Annotated in this window: 20 protein-coding genes; 7 read left to right on the top strand and 13 right to left on the bottom strand. The window is 40.1% G+C overall.

The window, feature by feature from the left end:
• Positions 1–262 precede the first annotated feature (262 nt).
• Genes ACWXWT_RS02235 through ACWXWT_RS02245 form a run of 3 tightly spaced genes read right to left on the bottom strand, consistent with a single transcriptional unit; the run spans position 263 to position 1,744 of the window.
• Complete coding sequence (locus tag ACWXWT_RS02235; RefSeq protein WP_456039991.1) at positions 263–478, bottom strand: TIGR02450 family Trp-rich protein; 216 nt, start codon at positions 476–478, stop codon at positions 263–265.
• A gap of 33 nt (positions 479–511) precedes the next feature.
• Complete coding sequence (locus ACWXWT_RS02240; RefSeq protein ID WP_456039992.1) at positions 512–1,114, bottom strand: HAD family hydrolase; 603 nt, start codon at positions 1,112–1,114, stop codon at positions 512–514.
• A gap of 24 nt (positions 1,115–1,138) precedes the next feature.
• Positions 1,139–1,744 (bottom strand): CIA30 family protein, encoded by a 606-nt coding sequence (locus ACWXWT_RS02245; RefSeq protein WP_456039993.1) that lies wholly within the window; start codon positions 1,742–1,744, stop codon positions 1,139–1,141.
• A 302-nt stretch (positions 1,745–2,046) separates the two neighbouring features.
• Between ACWXWT_RS02245 and ACWXWT_RS02250 the strand changes: the two genes are divergently transcribed.
• Entirely contained in the window at positions 2,047–3,180 is a 1,134-nt protein-coding gene (locus ACWXWT_RS02250) for an endonuclease/exonuclease/phosphatase family protein (protein WP_456039994.1), read from the top strand.
• A gap of 75 nt (positions 3,181–3,255) precedes the next feature.
• Here the strand turns inward: ACWXWT_RS02250 and pepN are convergent, their stop codons facing one another.
• The 6 genes from pepN to ACWXWT_RS02280 all read right to left on the bottom strand — a co-directional run bounded on the left by pepN (position 3,256) and on the right by ACWXWT_RS02280 (position 9,813).
• Positions 3,256–5,883: an aminopeptidase N gene (gene pepN, locus ACWXWT_RS02255; RefSeq protein WP_456040050.1), complete on the bottom strand. Its 2,628-nt coding sequence runs from the start codon at positions 5,881–5,883 to the stop codon at positions 3,256–3,258.
• Positions 5,884–5,995: 112 nt separating this feature from the next.
• The gene (lpoB, locus tag ACWXWT_RS02260) at positions 5,996–6,592 is read right to left on the bottom strand and encodes a penicillin-binding protein activator LpoB (protein WP_456039995.1); all 597 of its coding nucleotides are present in this window, start codon (positions 6,590–6,592) and stop codon (positions 5,996–5,998) included.
• A 49-nt stretch (positions 6,593–6,641) separates the two neighbouring features.
• Positions 6,642–8,012, bottom strand: a complete 1,371-nt coding sequence (locus ACWXWT_RS02265; RefSeq protein ID WP_456039996.1) for a COG3014 family protein — start codon at positions 8,010–8,012, stop codon at positions 6,642–6,644.
• Positions 8,006–8,518 carry a peptide deformylase gene (gene def, locus ACWXWT_RS02270; protein WP_456039997.1) on the bottom strand — a complete coding sequence of 171 codons (513 nt, stop codon included), beginning with the start codon at positions 8,516–8,518 and terminating at the stop codon, positions 8,006–8,008. The genes ACWXWT_RS02265 and def overlap by 7 nt, the downstream gene beginning before the upstream one ends.
• Positions 8,519–8,608: 90 nt before the next feature.
• Entirely contained in the window at positions 8,609–8,821 is a 213-nt protein-coding gene (locus ACWXWT_RS02275; protein ID WP_456039998.1) for a SlyX family protein, read from the bottom strand.
• A 20-nt stretch (positions 8,822–8,841) separates the two neighbouring features.
• A complete protein-coding gene (locus tag ACWXWT_RS02280) occupies positions 8,842–9,813 on the bottom strand; it encodes a WD40 repeat domain-containing protein (protein WP_456039999.1) in 972 nt (323 codons plus the stop codon).
• A gap of 168 nt (positions 9,814–9,981) precedes the next feature.
• Here ACWXWT_RS02280 and fkpA point away from each other — a divergent pair, with 168 nt between their 5' ends.
• Entirely contained in the window at positions 9,982–10,734 is a 753-nt protein-coding gene (fkpA, locus tag ACWXWT_RS02285) for an FKBP-type peptidyl-prolyl cis-trans isomerase (protein WP_456040000.1), read from the top strand.
• A gap of 162 nt (positions 10,735–10,896) precedes the next feature.
• Here the strand turns inward: fkpA and ACWXWT_RS02290 are convergent, their stop codons facing one another.
• Complete coding sequence (locus tag ACWXWT_RS02290; protein WP_456040001.1) at positions 10,897–11,862, bottom strand: zinc transporter ZntB; 966 nt, start codon at positions 11,860–11,862, stop codon at positions 10,897–10,899.
• A 198-nt stretch (positions 11,863–12,060) separates the two neighbouring features.
• Here ACWXWT_RS02290 and ACWXWT_RS02295 point away from each other — a divergent pair, with 198 nt between their 5' ends.
• Positions 12,061–12,432 (top strand): YacL family protein, encoded by a 372-nt coding sequence (locus tag ACWXWT_RS02295; protein WP_456040002.1) that lies wholly within the window; start codon positions 12,061–12,063, stop codon positions 12,430–12,432.
• A 123-nt stretch (positions 12,433–12,555) separates the two neighbouring features.
• On the opposite strand, the gene ACWXWT_RS02300 is transcribed toward ACWXWT_RS02295, so the two are convergent.
• The 3 genes from ACWXWT_RS02300 to narQ all read right to left on the bottom strand — a co-directional run bounded on the left by ACWXWT_RS02300 (position 12,556) and on the right by narQ (position 16,187).
• On the bottom strand, positions 12,556–13,371 hold the full coding sequence (locus ACWXWT_RS02300) for a molybdate ABC transporter substrate-binding protein (RefSeq protein ID WP_456040003.1): 816 nt from the start codon (positions 13,369–13,371) through the stop codon (positions 12,556–12,558).
• 478 nt (positions 13,372–13,849) lie between these two features.
• Positions 13,850–14,479: a response regulator gene (locus ACWXWT_RS02305; protein WP_456040004.1), complete on the bottom strand. Its 630-nt coding sequence runs from the start codon at positions 14,477–14,479 to the stop codon at positions 13,850–13,852.
• The gene (gene narQ, locus ACWXWT_RS02310; RefSeq protein WP_456040005.1) at positions 14,472–16,187 is read right to left on the bottom strand and encodes a nitrate/nitrite two-component system sensor histidine kinase NarQ; all 1,716 of its coding nucleotides are present in this window, start codon (positions 16,185–16,187) and stop codon (positions 14,472–14,474) included. The genes ACWXWT_RS02305 and narQ overlap by 8 nt, the downstream gene beginning before the upstream one ends.
• A gap of 283 nt (positions 16,188–16,470) precedes the next feature.
• Between narQ and nrfA the strand changes: the two genes are divergently transcribed.
• The 4 genes from nrfA (at position 16,471) to ACWXWT_RS02330 (ending at position 20,415) form a co-directional block, all read left to right on the top strand.
• A complete protein-coding gene (nrfA, locus tag ACWXWT_RS02315) occupies positions 16,471–17,862 on the top strand; it encodes an ammonia-forming nitrite reductase cytochrome c552 subunit (RefSeq protein WP_456040006.1) in 1,392 nt (463 codons plus the stop codon).
• A 507-nt stretch (positions 17,863–18,369) separates the two neighbouring features.
• Entirely contained in the window at positions 18,370–18,708 is a 339-nt protein-coding gene (glnK, locus tag ACWXWT_RS02320) for a P-II family nitrogen regulator (protein ID WP_456040007.1), read from the top strand.
• Positions 18,709–18,718: 10 nt separating this feature from the next.
• Complete coding sequence (locus tag ACWXWT_RS02325) at positions 18,719–19,969, top strand: ammonium transporter (protein ID WP_456040008.1); 1,251 nt, start codon at positions 18,719–18,721, stop codon at positions 19,967–19,969.
• 110 nt (positions 19,970–20,079) lie between these two features.
• Positions 20,080–20,415, top strand: a complete 336-nt coding sequence (locus ACWXWT_RS02330) for a hypothetical protein (RefSeq protein WP_456040009.1) — start codon at positions 20,080–20,082, stop codon at positions 20,413–20,415.
• The last annotated feature ends 25 nt before the right edge of the window (positions 20,416–20,440 follow it).

A 20,440-nucleotide genomic window follows, 5' to 3' on the forward strand; every position in this document is an offset into this window, starting at 1 on the left:
CGTCTCTCAGGTATTCCACTTCTGTGTTACATCGATTTAAAAGGCAACAACCATTTCTACATCAATGTGCCTTGAATTGAAAAACCTGAGAGACTCTGAACTGACCAGATATTTAATGGGATTGGTATCACATGTATTCTGTTGCTTAGAGTCTGATAAATTCTTGTGGTTAGCCTATGTTCGAGATAAATGGATTATTTTTCTATTAAGATCAAAAAGATCATTTAGCTAAATTCTTCAGGTTGGGATTTTCTATTACTGATTACTGCCAGCCCATTTTCCACAGCTGTGGATTTTTAAGATCATGCCAATCGATGGAAAACTCTTCGACTGTGAGTTCGGCACGAATAACGCATTCAATGACATTTTGTTGCTCGTCATATTCCACTTTTATGACGCTAAAATGCTTGAGCTTGTTAATCACTTTAATCTTAGTCCATTTACTGTGGAGTAATTTTTTGGGGTGAAATCGGTTCATATTGTTCTCATCGTCATCATTTGATTTATGTGATTAATACTTTTCTGTGGGAGTCAGTAATGGCAGTAGTTGGCTTAGCTCATCTATAACAATATCCGCTAAATGTTGATAACTATTTTCAATACCATGGGTGATCAAACAAGCAATCATGCCTGCATTATTGGCAGCTTGAATGTCGTATAAGTAATCACCTACATAAATTATATTCTGCGGAGCTATTTGCCATTGCGTTGCAATGGCCAGTAATGCATCTGGCGCCGGTTTTGCTGGGTAGTCTTCTCGGGTGAGTACTTGGTCGATAGCGATATTATTTTGTTGTATTTTTATTGTGCTGGCAGTAAGGCTATTACGGGTCACAATGGCCGTGGGTAAGCGCGCGGCTTCAATCGCGTCGATAAGCTCGGTCATTCCTTTTATGGGTTTGGCGTTAATGGCATCTTGATATTCATGTTCAAGTATAACGTGGTTTGCGCTGGCTTGAGTGGTTTGGCAGCTGAGGTTGTCGACGTATTTAAGTAGATCTATTCCATCGGGGCAACCAATTTGCTGGCGAATTAAATCAAAGTCTAAACTGGACTCAACTAAGGTGCCGTCTAAGTCAAAAATAATGCCTTTTATCTGCATTGGTAAATTCAATGAATCCCCTTATTTACTTAATGTTTATTTGTCGAATTGAATGGAGTGTAACGCAATTTTAAATGGACCTTGTTGCTTTTGTGCCACTAAAAAGCCCATTCGAACAATATCTTTAAAATGTAATTCTGGTGCATTCGCAACCACTCGTCCCCTGAAGCTAACCGTAAAGTCTTCAGGGGTAAAAGCATGTTGAGTGAGTCGATTGGCACGAGTGTTAAAGTTTGCTACATAGGCTTCACCATATGCTAAATTTGGTGTTTTAAGGCGAATTTGATAGGTTTTTCCATCGCCTTTAACTGCTAGGACAAGTTGTGATTCAGCCGTTATTTGATGTGTTAAGGCTGACTCTGTTGATGCAAAGCCGCCATTATTTTCTAATGACACTGAGCCAGTAAATAGTAGCAACTGTTGTTGGTCATCAATGCTTACTTGGCTTTGTGAAACGCCGCCCATCACGCTGTCGTTATTGATGTTCCACTTTGTAAAGTGATTTAAATCAGTAAAGTAAAATAGCATCTTGTCCTCTGTGGCGCTCATTGCTGGCTGGGAAATTGATAATACCAATGTAATGCGAATAACTGTTTTCGTTATTGTGCCAATGTTTTCGCCTAGTTTATTGAGGCGTTTCATTATATTCCCTATTTATTATAGTGAGATAAATCTCTGTGCTGTAGCAAAAAAGACTTAAAAAAATGGCTTATCAGGGTGAAGGATAAGCCGAAGTGGGGGTATTGATATTGGTAGATCAAAACATAGAGGGTCATTTTATCTCGGTGACGCTCAAGTTATCTGTTAGTGTGTTTGTAATGCATTACGTTGGTCAGTTAATTTTGGTTCACTTCTTTTTTAAGTTGTTAATTTCAAGGTGTATATTAGACAAATCAGCATGTTGCCAGTACTCTTGATGGAGGTTTTACTGGGAACAAGATATTTTGCAAGTAAATAGCACATCCTCCATTCCAATTCCTGCGCTTACATTCAGTGTTGTAAGCATAAATCTGTTTAATTTTATTGAACCTCCTCATGCCTTTTACGACTTTGAAAATATCTATAGTGATAAACAGTGGCAAAAAAAGTGTGCTTGGTTAAGTGATTTTATTCATCAAAATCAACCTGATGTAATTGGGTTTCAAGAGGTGTTCAGTCCCGATGCCTTAGCTAAACTGACTAAGTCTGTTGGCTATGAGTATTTTGCTGTGTTGGATTTACCTGAGGTGATCAGTGATTATGTTTATCGTAGTCCTGTGGTCGCTATAGCATCAAAATATCCTATTATTGATTCTGCCAATGTCATTCCCGACCCTCAATGGGTGAATTTATTAGGGTTAGCCGAATCATTTTATTTTAGCCGAAAACCGCTTAGAGCAACGATACTGTTTCCTATTTTTGGTCCATGCGATTGTTATGTGATTCACCTTAAGTCCAAGCGAAGTGGTGTTAGTCGTGATGACATTAGTCATAGTGGTTTACACGGAGGAGCTGATTTTGTCGCAAGGCAAGTACTTGGACGTTGGGCATCCAGTTTACAGCGTGGTAGTGAAGCCGCTTTGTTGTGCCATCAAATGTTGATGCGACGACAACAAAGTCAGCAACCCTTTATGTTAATGGGTGACTTTAATGACACCATGGGGAGCGAGATTTTAGCCGCCTTTAACAATCAATTACGAGTATTTCGAAGTGACATTGAAGATCCTTGCCTAGCCAAACTCGGTGAAACGTCACTTATGGCAGAGTTACAACAAAGTAGTTTATTTGACAGTTATGAGTTGTTTATTGCCGCAACTAAGCGCAATGCAACCTTAGCTGAGGATGAATTCGAATCGGGGTCGGTAATCGATAATGAGCCTCATACAGTTAGACAACCGACACATTACTATGGCAATAGTGGTTCTGTGCTCGATTACATCTTGGTGTCGAGTGAATTTAATCCCACACAACAACAAAACCTTGCTCATATAGTCGACTATCAAACATTCGATCGTCATCTCGTTCGGCCTGACTATGAACGAGATAGCGACAGCACAGATCATGCCCCAGTGATGATGCGTTTTAATGTTCGCAGTTGAATCGTCTGTTTGACAATAAAACGGCGCAGATAAATATCAGCGCCGTTTTGATTTTAAAGCGTTTAACATTTATGATTATTTCAAGGTTTGCTTTATCTTCACGCAGCGTTGTTCTTGTTGGCGAGTTTCGAGCAATGCTCGCCTTGTTAATGTAGATAAACTGGTTTCATTATTTAATACATTGCTAAGTGCATCTATGTTGGCCGAACTGCAGTCGGTTGGAATCAGTTTAGAGGCAAAACTACGCATAAATACCGGCCCTTTGCTGTCCATTAGCGCTAAGTTAGTAAGACGCTGCTCTGTGGTTGCGGCACTTAATAACTTTTGTTCAGCAGGGTAGAGGTTATTCATCGCGACCCGAATTTTTGAGAATGGCATGCTGTCATTATGTTCGATGGTGTTTAGCCACTGGCGTTTGAGTGATGACTGTGGACGGATAACTTCAGCGGCTATTGCTGCTTTTTCACCTGAGTCAGATTGATCTGCTTTTTTCTCGCGCACAAGTAAGGCTTGAGCATCACCATAGTCATAACGGTTTAGTTGTTGGATCATCGCCCAGCGTAGATCTTGGTCTATGGTCAGGCCTTTTATGTGGCTTTTACCTTGCAGTAAAGATTGAATGTGCTTTAAGGCATCTCCATTGCTTGATAAGTTGATGTATGCGTCGAACCAGCGCCGTTGGAAGTCGCTATTTCGATAATATTCCATACTCATTCGCAGGCTCATTTGACTGAGTGCTTTGGATATTTTGTTATTATAATTTGCATGCATTGGTGCCATTAGATCAAGATAATTTTTAGCTCGTTGTAAATTACCCAATACCTGACCAAGGATGGTGTAATCCTTCTCGAGTGGGGCGTTGATTAATGCGATATTTAAAAATTGATCCAGTGGCGTATTTCCATCAATTACACTGTCCCACATACTTTGCCATAACATAGAACGCAGTAATGGATCGGTTATTTGTCCCAGAGATTGCTTAGCTGTGTTAAACGAATTAGCGTCCAGCGCTACTTTTACAAATCCCCAGTCATCATAGTTTGGGTAGACCAAATCTGGACAGGTTGCACCTATCAGTTGATCTATCTCTGTGTAAGCCCCTTTATAGGTTGCTGCCACCACTTGTTGCTTTTCAAAACCATACTTATTCTTATTGAATAAGCCAATTTGCACTCGTTGCTCTCGAAGGGTTGGGTGTTGGCTATCATCGGCGGTTTGCACGATAGCAAACGAGTCTATTTGGGGGCCTTGACAAGTGTATTGAGCTTTGATGGTGTTCACCCCAGCCGCATATAGCCACTCTTGGGTCCATAGAGATAAATCTCGGTTGCTTGCTTGAGCGAGGCTATTAATAAAATCAGCTAACTCAGCATTTTTATAGCTGTATTGTTGTAAATATTGGCTCACACCACTGCGGAAGGTTTCTTCTCCGAGTAAATGGCGTAATTGTTTAATGGTAGAAGCGCCTTTTTGATAAGTAATGGCGTCGATGTTATCAAATGCGTTTTGGCTGGTGGCCACTGGGACTTCTATTGGATGGGTGGTGACTAAGCTGTCTTGATGATAAGCAGCTTGTTTGCCTGATGCATAAAAGGTGCGCCAAGCATGACTAAATTCGGTGGCTTCACTGGTGGCTAATGTCCCCATAAATGAGGCAAAGCTTTCATTTAACCATAATCCATTCCACCACTTCATGGTGACCAAGTCGCCAAACCATTGATGTGCCATTTCGTGCATGATCACGCCTGCTAAACGCTCTTTTTGCTCGGCAGTCATTTTGGCGTTAAACAAGAAACGGTCTTCTGAGAACGTAATTGCACCGGCGTTTTCCATTGCTCCGTAGAGAAAGTCTGGTACTAATACTTGGTCGTACTTTTTAAATGGATAAGCAATACCAAAGTAGCGATCAAAAAAGTCTAAACCTTGCTTGGTGTAGGTAAACCAATCTTGAGGCGTGACCTGGTTAGCAACAGATTGACGTGAGAATAAACGCATTGGATACCGGCCAGAGTTGTCTTGCCATACTTTGTATGGACCAGCATGCATTGAGAAATTATATGGACTTAATTTGGGGGTGGTAGGGAAGGTCCATAAGTTACTGTTACCTTGGTCAACCACACTGGTTTCACGCATGGCACTGATGACTTGCCAGTCTTTGGGAGCGTGGACATTAATTTGATAACTGGCTTTAAGGTCTGGTTGGTCGAAAACCGCAAACATTTGTTGCGCGGCCGCAGGCTCAAAATGCGAATACAAGTAAACTTTACTGTCTACTGGATCTACAAAACGGTGTAGCCCTTCGCCATTGGTGCTGTGATTTCGAGTAAACTCTATTTCAATAGTGTTACTACCACTGGCTAATAGACTCTGATTTAAAGTGAAGTAAGCGCCATTGTAATTAGGGTAAACCTTGGTGCCGTTAATAATAAATTGTTGAACATTGGCTTTATTTAGATCTAACGTAAGCGATTTAGGCACGCTGCTTAGGTCAAAGTGTACTACTGATTTTGCACTGAATTGGCTTTGCTCACTAAGGAAAAAGGTCAGTTCGTATTGCACATTAGACATGATGTTTGAACGTGCTTGCGCTTGTGCTTGACTAATATTGGCTGTGCCATCTCGTTGAAAAGATGAGGTTGAGACTGTGCTACTACAGCTGATTACACTAGCACAACATAATGCAATGAGACTGGTTTTAATCATCCGTGAACGACATAATTCAGTGGGTAACAATTTCACGTTAGTGTTCCTAACTTATTATTGAGTGTATGAAAAAGCCGACAACGATGTCGGCTTTAAAGCGATAAACTTGCTTTTACAAGCCTAAAAATGATTTTGATTTAACTTTACGAATTTCTTTTTCGTCAGACCATTCAATTAAACCGGATTCAAGATCCATTAAGCGCATGGTCATTTTGTAGTACACATCTTTGGTGCTGCCGTCTTGTTTAACGATGCTAGATAAATTGCCGTATAACATATACTGGGCGCCAATCTGGCGACCAAATTTAATGGCTGTTGATGGGTCTACCATACCTGCATTATTTTGATAATCGAGCTGTTTACGCACGGTATCAACTTTGGTCATGTCGATAAAGCGAAACTTACCTGACCGCAATAGTTTGTTGCTAATGGTGTCGGTAATTGACTCTGTGTCGATATGCTCAGAAGTTTTATTTTTAATTTTATCAATAAAAATAATGGGGCGGTTAGTTTGGGTCATGACAATCACGGGTGGAAACGTCATCATACTGTCGACCATTTTAGCGGCAATATCTTGTAGATCGGTTGAACCAAAATTTTCATTAACGGTTTCGACTTCAGTGGCATCGCCATATTCGACTTTAGATTGACAGGCGCTCAATCCCACCACTGCTGCTAATACAAATATCATTTTTAAATTATTTTTCATAATAAATTCCATTGGTGATGAGTGACAGTTGATAAGAGGCTATCGTCTATCAAATGATTATCGAATAAAAACGGGTATAATTTCCAGTCTCTATTGCCCAAATTAATGTTGTACGGTTTGGTTTTACTTCCACTTTTACATTTTGGCTATCATTTAAACTAATTACGTAGTCGCCAGCAGTTGCAAATTGTTTTGCTATTTGTGCTTGTCGCGGCAATGTGAGCCAACTTCTGCGGTCGGCTTGTTCACTAATGATATTGAAAATTTGCATTACCATTGCGCCGGCATCAATTTGGTTGTTTGCACTTCGGCTGTTGCTCTGGGCACTTTGGTTTAATCGGTATTTTGCGTAAACCCTAGCAGCTTGACGAAATAACGCTGCCGGCAAATCTTCTTTTAAAGCATTTATCGCTAATGCATTGATATTGGCAATGTTTTGGGCAACAAGTGTTTGGTCTAAACCATGAATTTTACTTTCGTCCAATGATTGGTGTTGTGGCGGATAAGTGGCTAACGATGCCGTTTGCCAATTACCGCTCAATAAGAAGGGGACTGTGATACTTTGCTTTTCGGGTACAAAGTGACGTTCAACAATAAATACCACTTGTCCTTGATTTGCTGTGGGTAGCACAGCGTCTCCCCAACGTTTTTTAAATTCATCATATTGTGGCATAGCAAGTTGTTTTGCTAAGCGGACTAAATCCTGCTGTAAATATGTATTATCAGGGGTAATTTGGGCAGCTTTGCGATAATCGATAAAGGCGTCGTTGGGTTCATTAGCCAATTCGTGCAATAAACCTGTGACATAGTAACTGTAAGCATTTAAAAATGAGCTGGTAACACTACCGGCTTCTTGACTTAATTGAGCCACTTGCGCGTCGATAGTGCCATTGGCCATATTTTGCACTGATTTTTGAGATTGCTGATATCGAGCTTGTTCCATACTTTGTAATTCATTGCTACGACGAACTTCAACAAGGGCTCCTTGTGAATCACCGCTAAATAAATAATTTAATGCCTGATATTGATGCAGCATAATGCGTTCATAACCTGGCCCACGATAAGGTATGGCATTATCGTTTAATAAAATACTACTTGCTCCTGCACCAATTTTACTGGCGCTGACGGTCGCTTTATCGTCAAAGGCTTGGTAGGCGTTAATGGCCTGTTGGTAATAGGTTTTACTGCGGGTAAAATTACCAGCAATTTGCATGATACGCCCAGCTTCTTGGGCGTACAGTAAACCGTCATTGCCATTAATATTATCTGCTAACTCTTTGATGTTAGCCTCTGGTGTACTGCTATTGAGCTGTTGTTTAAACGGCGCTATTTGTGACGGGTAGTTAATAAATATGCTGTTGTAAGCGCAGCCAGTTAACCCAATTATAAGTATTAGCGCGACCCAAACTGATTTTAGCATGGGGAGACCTCAACCGACGTAGTCGTAAGCTTGATACGTTCCAGTAAGGTGATACCTTGTAAGTGGTCGTATTCATGCTGGAAAATACGCGCCACAAATCCGTTTAATGTCTCTTGCTGTTGTAGCCCATCAAGTGACTGGTATTGCACTTCAATTTGGCTGTGTCGCAAAATGGATAAACGTTTTCCTGGGAGAGATAAACACCCTTCAACCCCTGCTTCTGTAGCGTGTGAAAAAGATAAAATTTTAGGGTTTATTACCACTGTCGGGTCCATTTTGGGGGCGTCAGGATAGCGTTCATTTGGGTTTGATGCCATGATAAACAATGCTTTTCGACTGAAGACTTGCGTTGCTGCAATCCCCACACCATTTGCATTCAGCATAGTGCTTAGCATGTTATTAACTAGAGCGTGTAATGCATCATCAAACACCGTCACAGGTTCAGCCGTCAGCGTGAGAATGTTATCGCCTGTTGTTGCTATTGTGAGGTGTTGATTTAATTGCATGTAGGCCCGCTGCTTGTTAATTGAAAATAATAAGCCATTCACCAATAAAGCATTCTATCTTAGGTTGTTATTATGTCTATTATGATGACATTAATAGTGCGGTGGCGGTGTTTCATCTGCTTGAGAAGCCATGTTGCTGGGCTCCATAGCTTGCATTTTGTTGACCATTAATATCATTTGCTGTTGTTGTCTGGCAACTAATGTATTGAGCTTTATCACTTCTTGGTTTAACTCTTCAATGGTGATATCTTGAAATGATAACTTCATTTCAAGATCATCAATTTTTTGTAGCACTTGCTCCATGTTGACCTCTTATTGATTGATTAACGCTGCCAATACTCAACGAGACCTTGACTGCTAATACTGACTATCGAACCCTGTTCTGTCATTGCGGCAGAGTATACTACAGCGCCTTTGTTTTGGCTGTTTTTACTGAGTTGAACTTGCCAGTGCCCCAACTTTTTACCAGAATCTGTTTGCCATAAAAAAATTTCCCTGGATGGGGTGCCTGTAAGTAATTGCTGATCGTTATGGACAAAGCGAGCTGAGGAAAAGTTCATTTGTCTGCGAATGATTTTTAATTGACTTAATGCGGTACCTGGTTCGGATTGCCATACCGTCGCATTACCTGTGATATCACTTGCAAAACTTAAACTACCACTGTCATTAATTAATACTTTTGTTATTCGTGAGTTTAATTGCCACTGGTGTATTGGCTGGCCTGTTTGGCTATGCCACAAAATAACATTACCGTCATTGCCGCCACTGAGTGCTTTTTGGCCATCGGCACTGATAGATACACTATTGACCTTCTCTTGGTGACCTAAAAACTGAATCAATAGATTTTTTTGCGGTGATAATGACATCACAGAACCATCAACGAGACCGACTAACGTTTGACCGTTATTTGCTATGGCCACGTTTTGGGCGTAAGAGGGAAGTGACCACCAACCAACAGAACTACCATCATTTAAACGCCATATGGCTAATGAACTACTGCTAATGGTTGCAGCGAAAACCTTGTTGGCTGATATGGCGGTATCAATGACATTGCTGGTGTTCTCTTTTTTTCCTTGTAGCCATTGATAAGACATTGTTGGGCCTGCTAAATCCCATACTTGCACACCATTATTTGCAGTACTGACTATTGCTACGTTAGCATCGTTAGATAAGCTGGCGCTATAACTGGCATCGGTTGTCAGTACCATGACTTTGCTTGGTGAAGGTTGGCATGCCGATAATAGCCATACGCAAGGAAATAGTGACCAAAAAACCAGCATTGGAACTCGTGTCATGAACTTGCCCCTTGAAATATTGTCTTAAACCTTGTCATATAAGGTTTACCCAATGGTATAACCGTTTTAACTAGTATAAAGTGGCAAATTAACATGACCACTTAAACATCTCATTGATTGAATGTATTAAGGTTATTGTAACCACTAAAGGATGCTGAGGAAGCTTTAATGAAATCTATTTACAAATTATCGTTAGTTGCATTAGCCGTTGTTGGCCTTACTGCGTGTAATCAAGACCAAGACGTTGCCCAAAAGAAAGTTGAGATAACAACTGACGTGCAAAAAGAAGCATACAGTGTGGGTGGTTCAATCGGTAAATACATGTCAGGTCACCTTAAAGAGCAAGAAGAATTAGGTTTTGCTGTTGATCGTGCCATGGTAATTAAAGGCTTTAGTGATGGCTTAGGCGAAGAAATGCAGCTAACCGAAGAAGAAATGCAGACTGTATTACAAAACCTAGATAAAAAATTAAACGACAAGCGTTTAGAGCAAGCTGAGACATTAGCGGCTAAAGCGATTGCTGATGGCAAAAAATTCTTAGAAGATAACAAAGCCAAAGAAGGCGTAACGACTACTGAGTCTGGTTTGCAGTATGAAGTGTTAGAAGCCGGTAGTGGTGAAAAGCCAGCCGCTGAAGATACTGTTGAAGTACATTACCGTGGCACCTTAATTGATGGCACTGAATTTGACAGTTCATATGCTCGTGGTGAAACCGCTAAATTCCCTCTCAATCGTGTGATCCCTGGTTGGACAGAGGGCGTTCAGTTAATGCCTGTTGGCGCTAAGTATAAATTTGTTATTCCATCAGAATTAGCATACGGCGAACGCGATTCGGGTACGATTCCGGCTAATTCAACATTGGTTTTTGAAGTTGAGCTAGTCTCAGTTGAAAAAGCACCAGCACCAGCAGATGCTAAGTAACCTTAGTAAGAGATAACGGACTGTATTGCATAGACTCCCATTGGTTTGCTATTACCGTCTGTGAGGCTAAGCATGAGTAATAGTGCTGAATTACGCTGTAGTGAAGAGTAAAATACAAGTATAAAAAGGACGCTTCGGCGTCCTTTTTTATTAAAAACAATGCTATAACCATTTAAGGCGGTAAAATAAGTACATTTGGAAGGCGATTAGTGCAAACAACCCGCCACAGAATGCTGCAAATGCCCAGTTTGTTTCAGCTCCTGGTATGCCACCAATATTGACGCCCAAAAGACCGGTTAAAAAGCCTAATGGTAAAAATATTGCAGATATTAGCGATAAAAAATACAGCCTTTGGTTTACTTGTTCTGATTGCTGCGACTGAAGCTCTTCCTGGGTGACACTGGCCCGATCACGTATTGCATCTAGGTCTTCAATGACCCGAATTAGGGTCTCATGTATTTCGCGAATGCGAACCTTGTCGTTGTCGTCAAATAGTTCATTGGTTTCTTGGATCATACGAGAAAATGCTTCTCGTTGGGGGGCTAGGTAGCGCCTTAACACTACTGTTTGTCTACGTAACTCGGCAATTTCTGTCCGCAATGTCTTGGTGACTTGAGTGACAACGCGTTCTTCAAGTTCATCAAGTTGTTCTTCTAATTTTCCAATAAACTCGACTTTACGTTGAGTTAATCTTTCACAAATGGCCATGATAAATGCGGCGCTATCAATTGGGCCTTTGCCTTGAATAATCGAATCGGCAACATCTATTACCGATTGCAATTGACGTTCACAAGTTGAAATGATTTTATGTTCTTCGGCGTATATTCTTACCGCAACCATGTCCTCTGGATCGGCGTTGGGGTTTAAATTGACACCACGTAATGCCAGTAATATTCCTTTGTTAGAGCTTAGCACTCTTGGGCGGGTGTCCGTGGCCAGCAGTGTATCTGTCTCGACTCTAGCTAAACCAGAATTAAGGACCCATTTTCTAGCTTTAGGTTCGCGATAACGAAGGTGTAACCATAAGAGGCCGTCTTCAGGTTGCCATTTAGACACTTGATCTTCGGTAAGTGACTGACCTGCATTTGGCCCTGTTAATAGTAAGCTATAAATAAAACCATTATTCATTATTAATCATTCCAAGTGATCACTATCGCAACAATTTACGCTACTTTTTAGTGTTGCCCAAGTGTAAACAAACATGAAGAATAAAATTATCAATTTATGCGATATTTACTTATAAAGCCGTCAATTCGATGAACAACGAGCAGCGGAAAAGGCTATCATCAGTTAAAATACAAAAAAGGCCGATAAAAGAGTATTTATATGGAATATCAATTTCGTCGTAATCGTCTAGAAGGCACAGTGTTTGCTGAGTTTAGTATGGACCATGAAGTGTTAGGCAGTTGGTTTGCAGAAGAACTGGGTGACGATATAAATCGCGCTAATAATATCTTGAACCAAATTAACTCAATTAAAGCGGGTAAGGTTAATCATTGGCGGCATGTCGGTTCAGATTTAACCATTGATATGGATACCGAACAAGTTAGAGTGTTTGCAAATGTAATTGATTTTGATGACGAGCCTGAGCTTGACGATGCAATGAACTTGTATAATGCAGAGTCTGAGTCATATTGTGGTTTAGAAGATTTCGAGTCGGCATTGCAAAGTTGGGTAGCGTTTATTCAAGAAAAATAATAGCTCTCCGTTTTATATTGGCTTGAGCACTTGTGTCGTTAGCTAAGTATTTTCTCAAATGTGTACTGACAGCTACCGACGGAAGGTTGATAACTGTCCTGTCATACTTGATTTCAATAGGTCTTATTGCTTAGGAATAGCGTCTGCTTCAAAACCATATTTTTTCAAGATACCTTGTCCCTTAGGAGAGAGAATATACATGGCAAATTTCCATGCTTTATTTTGTGCCCCCTCTTTAACGATTAAGCCATAATCTGCTCCCACTGAAAGTGATTCTGGTATGGCGATTATGTTGAGGTATTTAACTTGGTTTTTTGCCAAAACAGCATTGGTGCAATAAGTTAGAAAAATATCAGCCTTTTTCTCACTCATCACCCAACCATATTGGTTTAACCCTTCAGGTGCTTTTTCACTTTTTTCGCCACCAGTAAGCTGTAAAGCTTTAGTCGAAAGAACTGAGAAGCTTCCTTTTTGTATTGTTTCAGCTTTTTGAAAAAGTTCCCAAGCATAGTCACCACTCGGATCCGCTTTAGGTGTTGAAGTACCAACGCGGATTTGCTTATCCATTAACGTAGAAAGCAGGTTATCTGGAGTGACTTTTACATTCGGTTGCGCGAGTGCACAAAGCTGATTTCGGGCGAATAACACCACTGGACTACCCCATCCCTCTGTGGCGAGTTTATCAGGATGTTTCATATTGGCTGACGCAAAAATATCAGGTTGAGCACCATCTTCAATTGCTTTTCTTAATAGTCCGCTAGGCGCATATTGAGTGGCGACTTCTGTTTTATAGGTTTGACTATAAGATGTTGCGATATCATTTAACGCCGTTTTTAAGCTCCCTGCTGCATAGAGTGTTAAAGAGTCGGCAGATGCCGACATCGGGATTAAAAAGGGAATGAGTGCAGAGCATAATGATAAGGCTTGTTTGATTTTCAAAGTAATCTCCTTTTAAATGGGATATGGCATAGACTCTATTATTTATTCCGCAACTATTTATTACGTAAAATAATAATGCCTAAACACTTATTATTCTGTGACATCCGGTCACAAATGAAAGTGAATGAGAAATAGAATAAAGGTAAGTTATTTAAAACACATTATGCTTTTCATGTGTTTAGGAATAAATTGTTTGTTTAGTGACCATTGTCTCAATTTAGCGGGAATGAGATCGGAGCGACATTGAATATTTAGCTTAGTAAGCTTCAATTCGAGTAAAGATATGGTTCATAACGGGAATGATTTAATGGCATTGCAGTGGGTCTAACATATTCATTGCAATGAGTTAAATATAATTTCATTGCGACTTAATAAATGGTGCTCCCTAACTTAAGGGAGCACCATTTATTAAAGATAATTATTTACTGATAAATATGCATCGTAAAGTATTTTCTTATCTACTTACGACGATTATCATTTATTGATTTAAATATCTGACAGCCATTTCTGTTCGTGACTTTGCATTGGCTTTACGCAGCAAATTTTTAACGTGCACTTTGACTGTACCTTCGCTTATGTGCAGATCTTCGGATATCATCCTGTTACTTTTACCCTCAGCAAGTTCTTGTAAAATCTGTAACTCCCGCGGTGTTAGGTTTTCAATCCAGCTGTTATCGTCACCGGTGTTTTTCAACTCATAAAGATATGCTTCTACTTCATCACTGATGACTCTATGGCCTAACATGGCCTTTTTGAGCTGTTCGAGTAGTAAATCAGGCTCAGTATCTTTAAGCAAGTAACCATCTGCACCTGCACGTAATAATCGCATTACATCTTGTTTTGCGTCAGATACCGTTAATATTACAATTCTTGCCGTAACACCTTCTTGACGCATCGCATTGAGGGTATCAAGACCCGACATCCCTTTCATGTTTAAATCAAGCAAGATTATATCAGGTTCATTTTCGGCGACGGTGGTCAGAGCTTCTAACCCTGTGCCGGTTTCACCAAATAGGGTGAAATCAGTATCAGACGTGATCAATTGGCAAATGCCACGACGCAATAAAGGATGATCATCGACAACAAGTACGGAATACGGCTTACCCATTTAAAGGCTCCTGTTGAGGGGGGAAACTCAGGGTTACAGTGGTGCCCCCGAGTTGATTACTGTTAAATGATACAACACCATGCAATTTGTTAGCACGTTCATGCATTATGCCAATACCAAAGTGTTGATCTCGCTCTGCTAAATGTGTCACACCAATACCATCATCACAGATTGAAATGGTGATCATACCATTTTCAGTTAACTGACAATCTACCACTATATGAGCAGGTTTTGCGTGTTTTATTGCATTTAATGTCGCTTCTCGAACTAATTGTAAAATATGGATGTGTTGTTTTGCTTCAAGTAAATGTGCTGAAAGTTTGTAATTAAGCCGAATATCAATAGTGGTTTGATGGCGTAATTGCTCCAACATAACGTCCATCGCTTGGCTTAAATTAGGCTCTTTAATTGTTAATCTAAAGGTGGATAACAGCTCACGCAATTGTACATAAGCGGTACTGACACCTTCATTGATCTCCATCAATTGCCCTTCTACATCAGGACTCATACAACTATTATCAAGACTTTTTCTCAATAAACTGACCTGGATTTTTAAAAATGACAATAGTTGTCCTATCGAGTCATGCAGTTCTCTGGCGATAACCGCACGTTCTTCCATTAACGCGAGTTGTTGGCGTTGCTCTGTTGCATTATGAATGGTTATTGAGCGAGTTAACATCATGGCGAAGTTTTTAAACAATAGGTTGTTCAATGGTTTGTCTGAAATGATATCGAGATAACCTAGTTGTGTCTGTTCTATGGATAATGGGAAGTGCACTGATTCAGTGGATAAATTATCTGGCCAACCACCTTCAGCTTTAATGACATCTTTAGATCCGTCATCATGCTCAACGACTAACCTCAAATACGTTAAGCCTTCATAGTATTTCAGTTGATTGATTGCCGATTGCAACGCTTTATAGTCAAGTTTATCGGCGTGCAGCATCACTAAATTATCATATAAAAAATTAAGCTCATTATTGGCTCGAGTCAATGCTGTGGTTTTTTCGTTAACTTGTCCTTCTAAATCTTCATATAAGTCAGCTAATTCCGCCGCGGTTTCCTGTAAAGCATTGCCAAGAGCTGTCAGTTCTATATAACCCGTTTTAGGCATTTCAACTTTAAAATTGCCTTTAGAAATAGTTGCTGCACTGTCCATCAAAAGTTGCAATGGCTTAACAACACGTTTACGCGTGAAGGCTACTGCAAAGAAAGCGATTACCAACAAAATAGATAAACCGATAATTTGACCAATAACCAATAACTTTAATTTAAAGGCCGCAAACAGCTCCATCTTTAACACTAAGGTGTCAATGGTGTCGACAAAGTCGGTTAACGAAGCTGAATATAGTCGCGTATTACCTTCTTCAATGTACACTTTCATTACTTGCCATTTGTCGATAACCAGCAAATATTGCTCCTGAAGTTCTTTAGGGCTATACCAAGCAAGGGAACGTTTAAGCGCTTCAGAATTAAGGGTTTTCTCAAATGTTATGATTTTTTCATCGGTGTTTTTACTGCCTGCATTGGTATATAGCAATAATCTGTAACTTTGCATCCTTAATGACCCAGAGGCGTTGATACCTTTAGCATCGCCCAAACTGAAGGTTAAGTTAACGATAGAAAAAACAGCTAAGCTTGATGACAACAAAATTAAAATAAGCATTAAACTTAAAATGGTGGAAGTAAGGCTACCACGAGTAAACATAAGACCCCGTTATTGATAAAAATTAGTGTTTAAATGTAAGTCGAAAGTACTGTTTTATATCATGTCCAATAGTGTGTTCTATATTAGATATAGCTTGATAATATTAACAATTTTACAAAACTGTGAGATACATCCTATTTACATGTTGATCTGGCGCAAACTTTTTTAGGTATACCCCATTAGGGGTATATTTAAACTTACGCTAAATAGTTAACTTTGGCTTTGGAGATGTCGTGATTATTAAATTAAATATAATGTAACACGGAGATAAAGGGTGATGAAGATGAACGCAAAATCAATTGCACTTAGTGCCGTAATTGCTGCAGGCTTAATGGCTGCTAGTGCTATGGCGAGTGATAAAACAGAGCCTCGTAATGAGGTTTATAAAGATAAATTTTCAAAGCAATATGACAGCTGGCATGCTACAGATGAAAGCAAAGAAGTTGTTGATATGTTAGAAAAAGTACCAAGCTTAGTTGTATTGTGGGCGGGTTACGGTTTCGCAAAAGATTACAACGCACCACGTGGTCACATGTATGCCGTTACAGATGTAACCAATTCATTGCGTACTGGGGCACCTAAAAATGCTGAAGATGGCCCAATGCCAATGGCATGTTGGAGCTGTAAAAGTCCTGACGTACCTCGTGTTATTGAAGAGCAAGGTGAAGATGGCTATTTTAGTGGTAAATGGGCTAAGGGCGGACCAGAAATTGTTAACGTCCTTGGTTGTGCCGACTGCCATGTAAAAGGCTCGTCAAAGTTACGTATGTCACGTCCGTATGTTGACCGCGCAATGAACACGTTAAATACTCCATTTGATAAAGCGTCTCGTAAAGACAAGCAATCAATGGTGTGTGCTCAGTGTCACGTAGAATACTATTTCGAAAAAACAGCAGACCGTAAAGGTTTTGTGAAGTTTCCTTGGGATATGGGCACCACTGTTGAACAAATGGAAGCTTACTACGACAACATGGAGTTCTCTGATTGGACTCACGCTGTGTCTAAAACGCCTATGCTAAAAGCACAACATCCTGGTTATGAAACTTGGAAGTTGGGTGTGCACGGTCAGAACAACGTAAGTTGTGTTGATTGTCACATGCCTAAAGTGACGAATGACAAAGGCCGTAAATTTACCGATCACAAAGTGGGTAATCCATTTGATCGCTTCGAAGAAACATGTGCAACTTGTCACTCTCAAAGCAAAGAATTTATGGTTAAGCAAGTTGAAGAAAGCAAGCACAAAGCACAAGATTTAAAAGCACGTGCTGAAACTCAACTAGTTAAAGCTCACTTTGAAGCCAAAGCTGCTTGGGATGCTGGTGCTACTGAAGCTGAAATGAAGCCAATCTTGATGGATATTCGTCACTCACAATGGCGTTGGGATTATGCGACTGCATCTCATGGCGCATCTGCTCATGCTCCAGCTGAAGTATTACGTATTTTAGGTACTGCAGTGGATAAAGCTGCTGATGCTCGTGTGAAACTAGCTCAGTTGTTAGGTGCTAAAGGTGTTAAGCAACCGATTGCTTACCCAGACACTTCTACTAAAGCAAAAGCACAAGCTGCATTAGGCATGAACATGAAAGCCATGAATGCTGATAAAGCTGAGTTTAAGAAAACACTTGTACCTAAGTGGAAAGAAGAAGCTAAAAAACGCGAAGCTACCTATAAGTAATATTTAAAGAAATAAATACTGAGTTTTTATTTCTTAGGTTAACGCTAGATAAACCGCTCTTTTAAAGAGCGGTTTTTTTGTGCATTAAAAATTTTGTCCTGCTTATTGGTGTTGCACCATGGCTATCAAACTTGGGTCTGGATGTCGCTGTTATCCAATCTGTTTTGCAATAGTCACAGCAAATAATGAAAACCAGTATCGGATTAAAAAGTAAATGGCATGTTTGATATTAAATGTGCAAACCATTGTGTCAGTGACTTACTTATCCTATCTATTTACCTAAGTTGAAGATAACGCTCCCCCTTCGATTTGCTCAATAACCGTGCACCAAAAAAAGGCGCTGTATTTTTTTGCTGCACTCTATTGGTGCTTTTGTAAACATGCTGCGATGCCTTGTTTGCATAAAACCATTTTAAAACAAAGTGTTAAAAATGTGGCCTGATGATTGAATTAGTTAGTTCAACAAATCAATAACAACTACATTTTTTCACATTTTTGGAGGTCGAGATGAAACTCGTCAGCGCTATCATCAAGCCATTTAAATTGGATGATGTCCGTGAAGCCATTGCAGGCATGGGCATTGAAGGCATGACTGTAACTGAAGTTAAAGGTTTTGGTCGTCAAAAAGGCCACACAGAACTTTATCGTGGGGCAGAATATCAAGTAGATTTTTTGCCTAAAGTAAAATTAGAAATTGCCACCAAAGATGAAAATTTGGACATGCTAATTGAAGCTATCACCACAGCAGCTCACACCGGTAAAATTGGCGACGGTAAAATTTTTGTCACTGATTTAGAACAAGCTATCCGTATTCGTACGGGTGAACTTGATAACGAAGCATTATAAGGAGGCTGCTATGGAACAATTAACTCAATTAGGCCTGACGGTAACTGAATTACGTTTTGCATTAGATACGTTTTATTTCTTGATTTCTGGCGCTTTAGTAATGTGGATGGCGGCTGGTTTTGCCATGTTAGAGGCAGGACTTGTTCGTTCAAAAAATACGACCGAAATTTTAACTAAGAACGTGTGTTTGTACTCTATTGCATGCGTTATGTTTCTTTTAGTCGGTTACAACATCATGTATGTCGACAATGCTGAAGGCGGTTTTATTCCATCTTTTGGATCGTTAATCGGTGGTCAGGCTGACGGTGCAGATCATGCGCTAGAATCTGATTTCTTTTTCCAAGTTGTATTTGTGGCAACAGCAATGTCTATCGTATCTGGGGCTGTGGCTGAACGGATGAAATTGTGGTCTTTTCTCGTTTTTTCAGTGGTCATGACTGCGGTGATTTATCCTGTTGAAGGCTACTGGACATGGGGCGGAGGATTCCTTTCTGCAGCAGGCTTTGTTGACTTTGCAGGTAGTGGTATTGTGCATATGGCTGGCGCTGCGGCTGCAATCTCTGGTGTATTACTTCTTGGAGCACGTAAAGGTAAATACGGGGCAAACGGCCAAGTTCATCCAATTCCAGGTTCTAATTTACCGATGGCAACCTTAGGTATGTTTATTTTATGGATGGGCTGGTTTGGCTTTAACGGTGGTTCGCAATTGTTAGTGTCTGATGCAGAAAATGCAAGCGCTGTTGCTAAAATCTTTGTGAACACCAATTCAGCTGCTGCATTTGGTGCCGTATCAGCACTTATCGTGTGTAAGGTTGTGTGGGGGAAGGCTGACTTAACCATGATTTTGAATGGTGCATTAGCCGGTTTGGTAGCCATTACTGCTGACCCATTATCACCTTCATTGTTAATGGCTGGCGTGATTGGCTTGGTTGCTGGTGCTGTGGTTATTTTCTCTGTTATTGCATTTGACCGCGTCAAAATAGATGACCCAGTAGGTGCTATTTCGGTACACGGTGTTGTAGGTTTCCTTGGGTTGATGTTGGTTCCATTATCAAATGCTGATGCTAGTTTTGGTAGTCAACTATATGGCGCTGCAGTTATCTTTATTTGGGTATTCACTGCATCATTATTGGTATGGTTTGTATTGAAAATGACTATGGGTATCCGTGTAACAGAAGAAGAAGAGTATAACGGTATGGATGTATCTGACTGTGGTGTTGATGCTTATCCTGAGTTTGTGAGTGTTAAATCGGCAAGTTAATCCTATACTCCTGTTAACTTAATGCTAAACAGAACCTTCGGGTTCTGTTTTTTTATGTTGATTGGTAGTAGGTTGGATGACGTGTATTTCAGATTAGCAGGTAGATAAACATGTTAAATAAATTAAGCCTAGTAGGTATTTTCTTGGTGTTTTTTTTTAGCACGATTGCCGATGCCGGTACAGTGGTTGTACGCAAATCATCCGAACCATTTGATGCGTTTGCTGTGCGAAATGAGGTACTAAAACAGCATGAATGGCGCGAGTTAATAAGGCAGCAACAGCAACTAATCATTTTACGATCTTTACCATTAACTTGTATTGCGGTTAATGCAACCTATCTATATTTTAACTGTGGTCAAAACAATTACCGCCCGTATCAATATCAAGACCAGCAATTATTTATTCAAATAGAACCTGATCAGCATCATTTACCTTCTTCAAAGTGATTTATAAAATAGCGAGAAGAGACCA

It is taken from the genome of Shewanella sp. A22, from assembly GCF_053850585.1.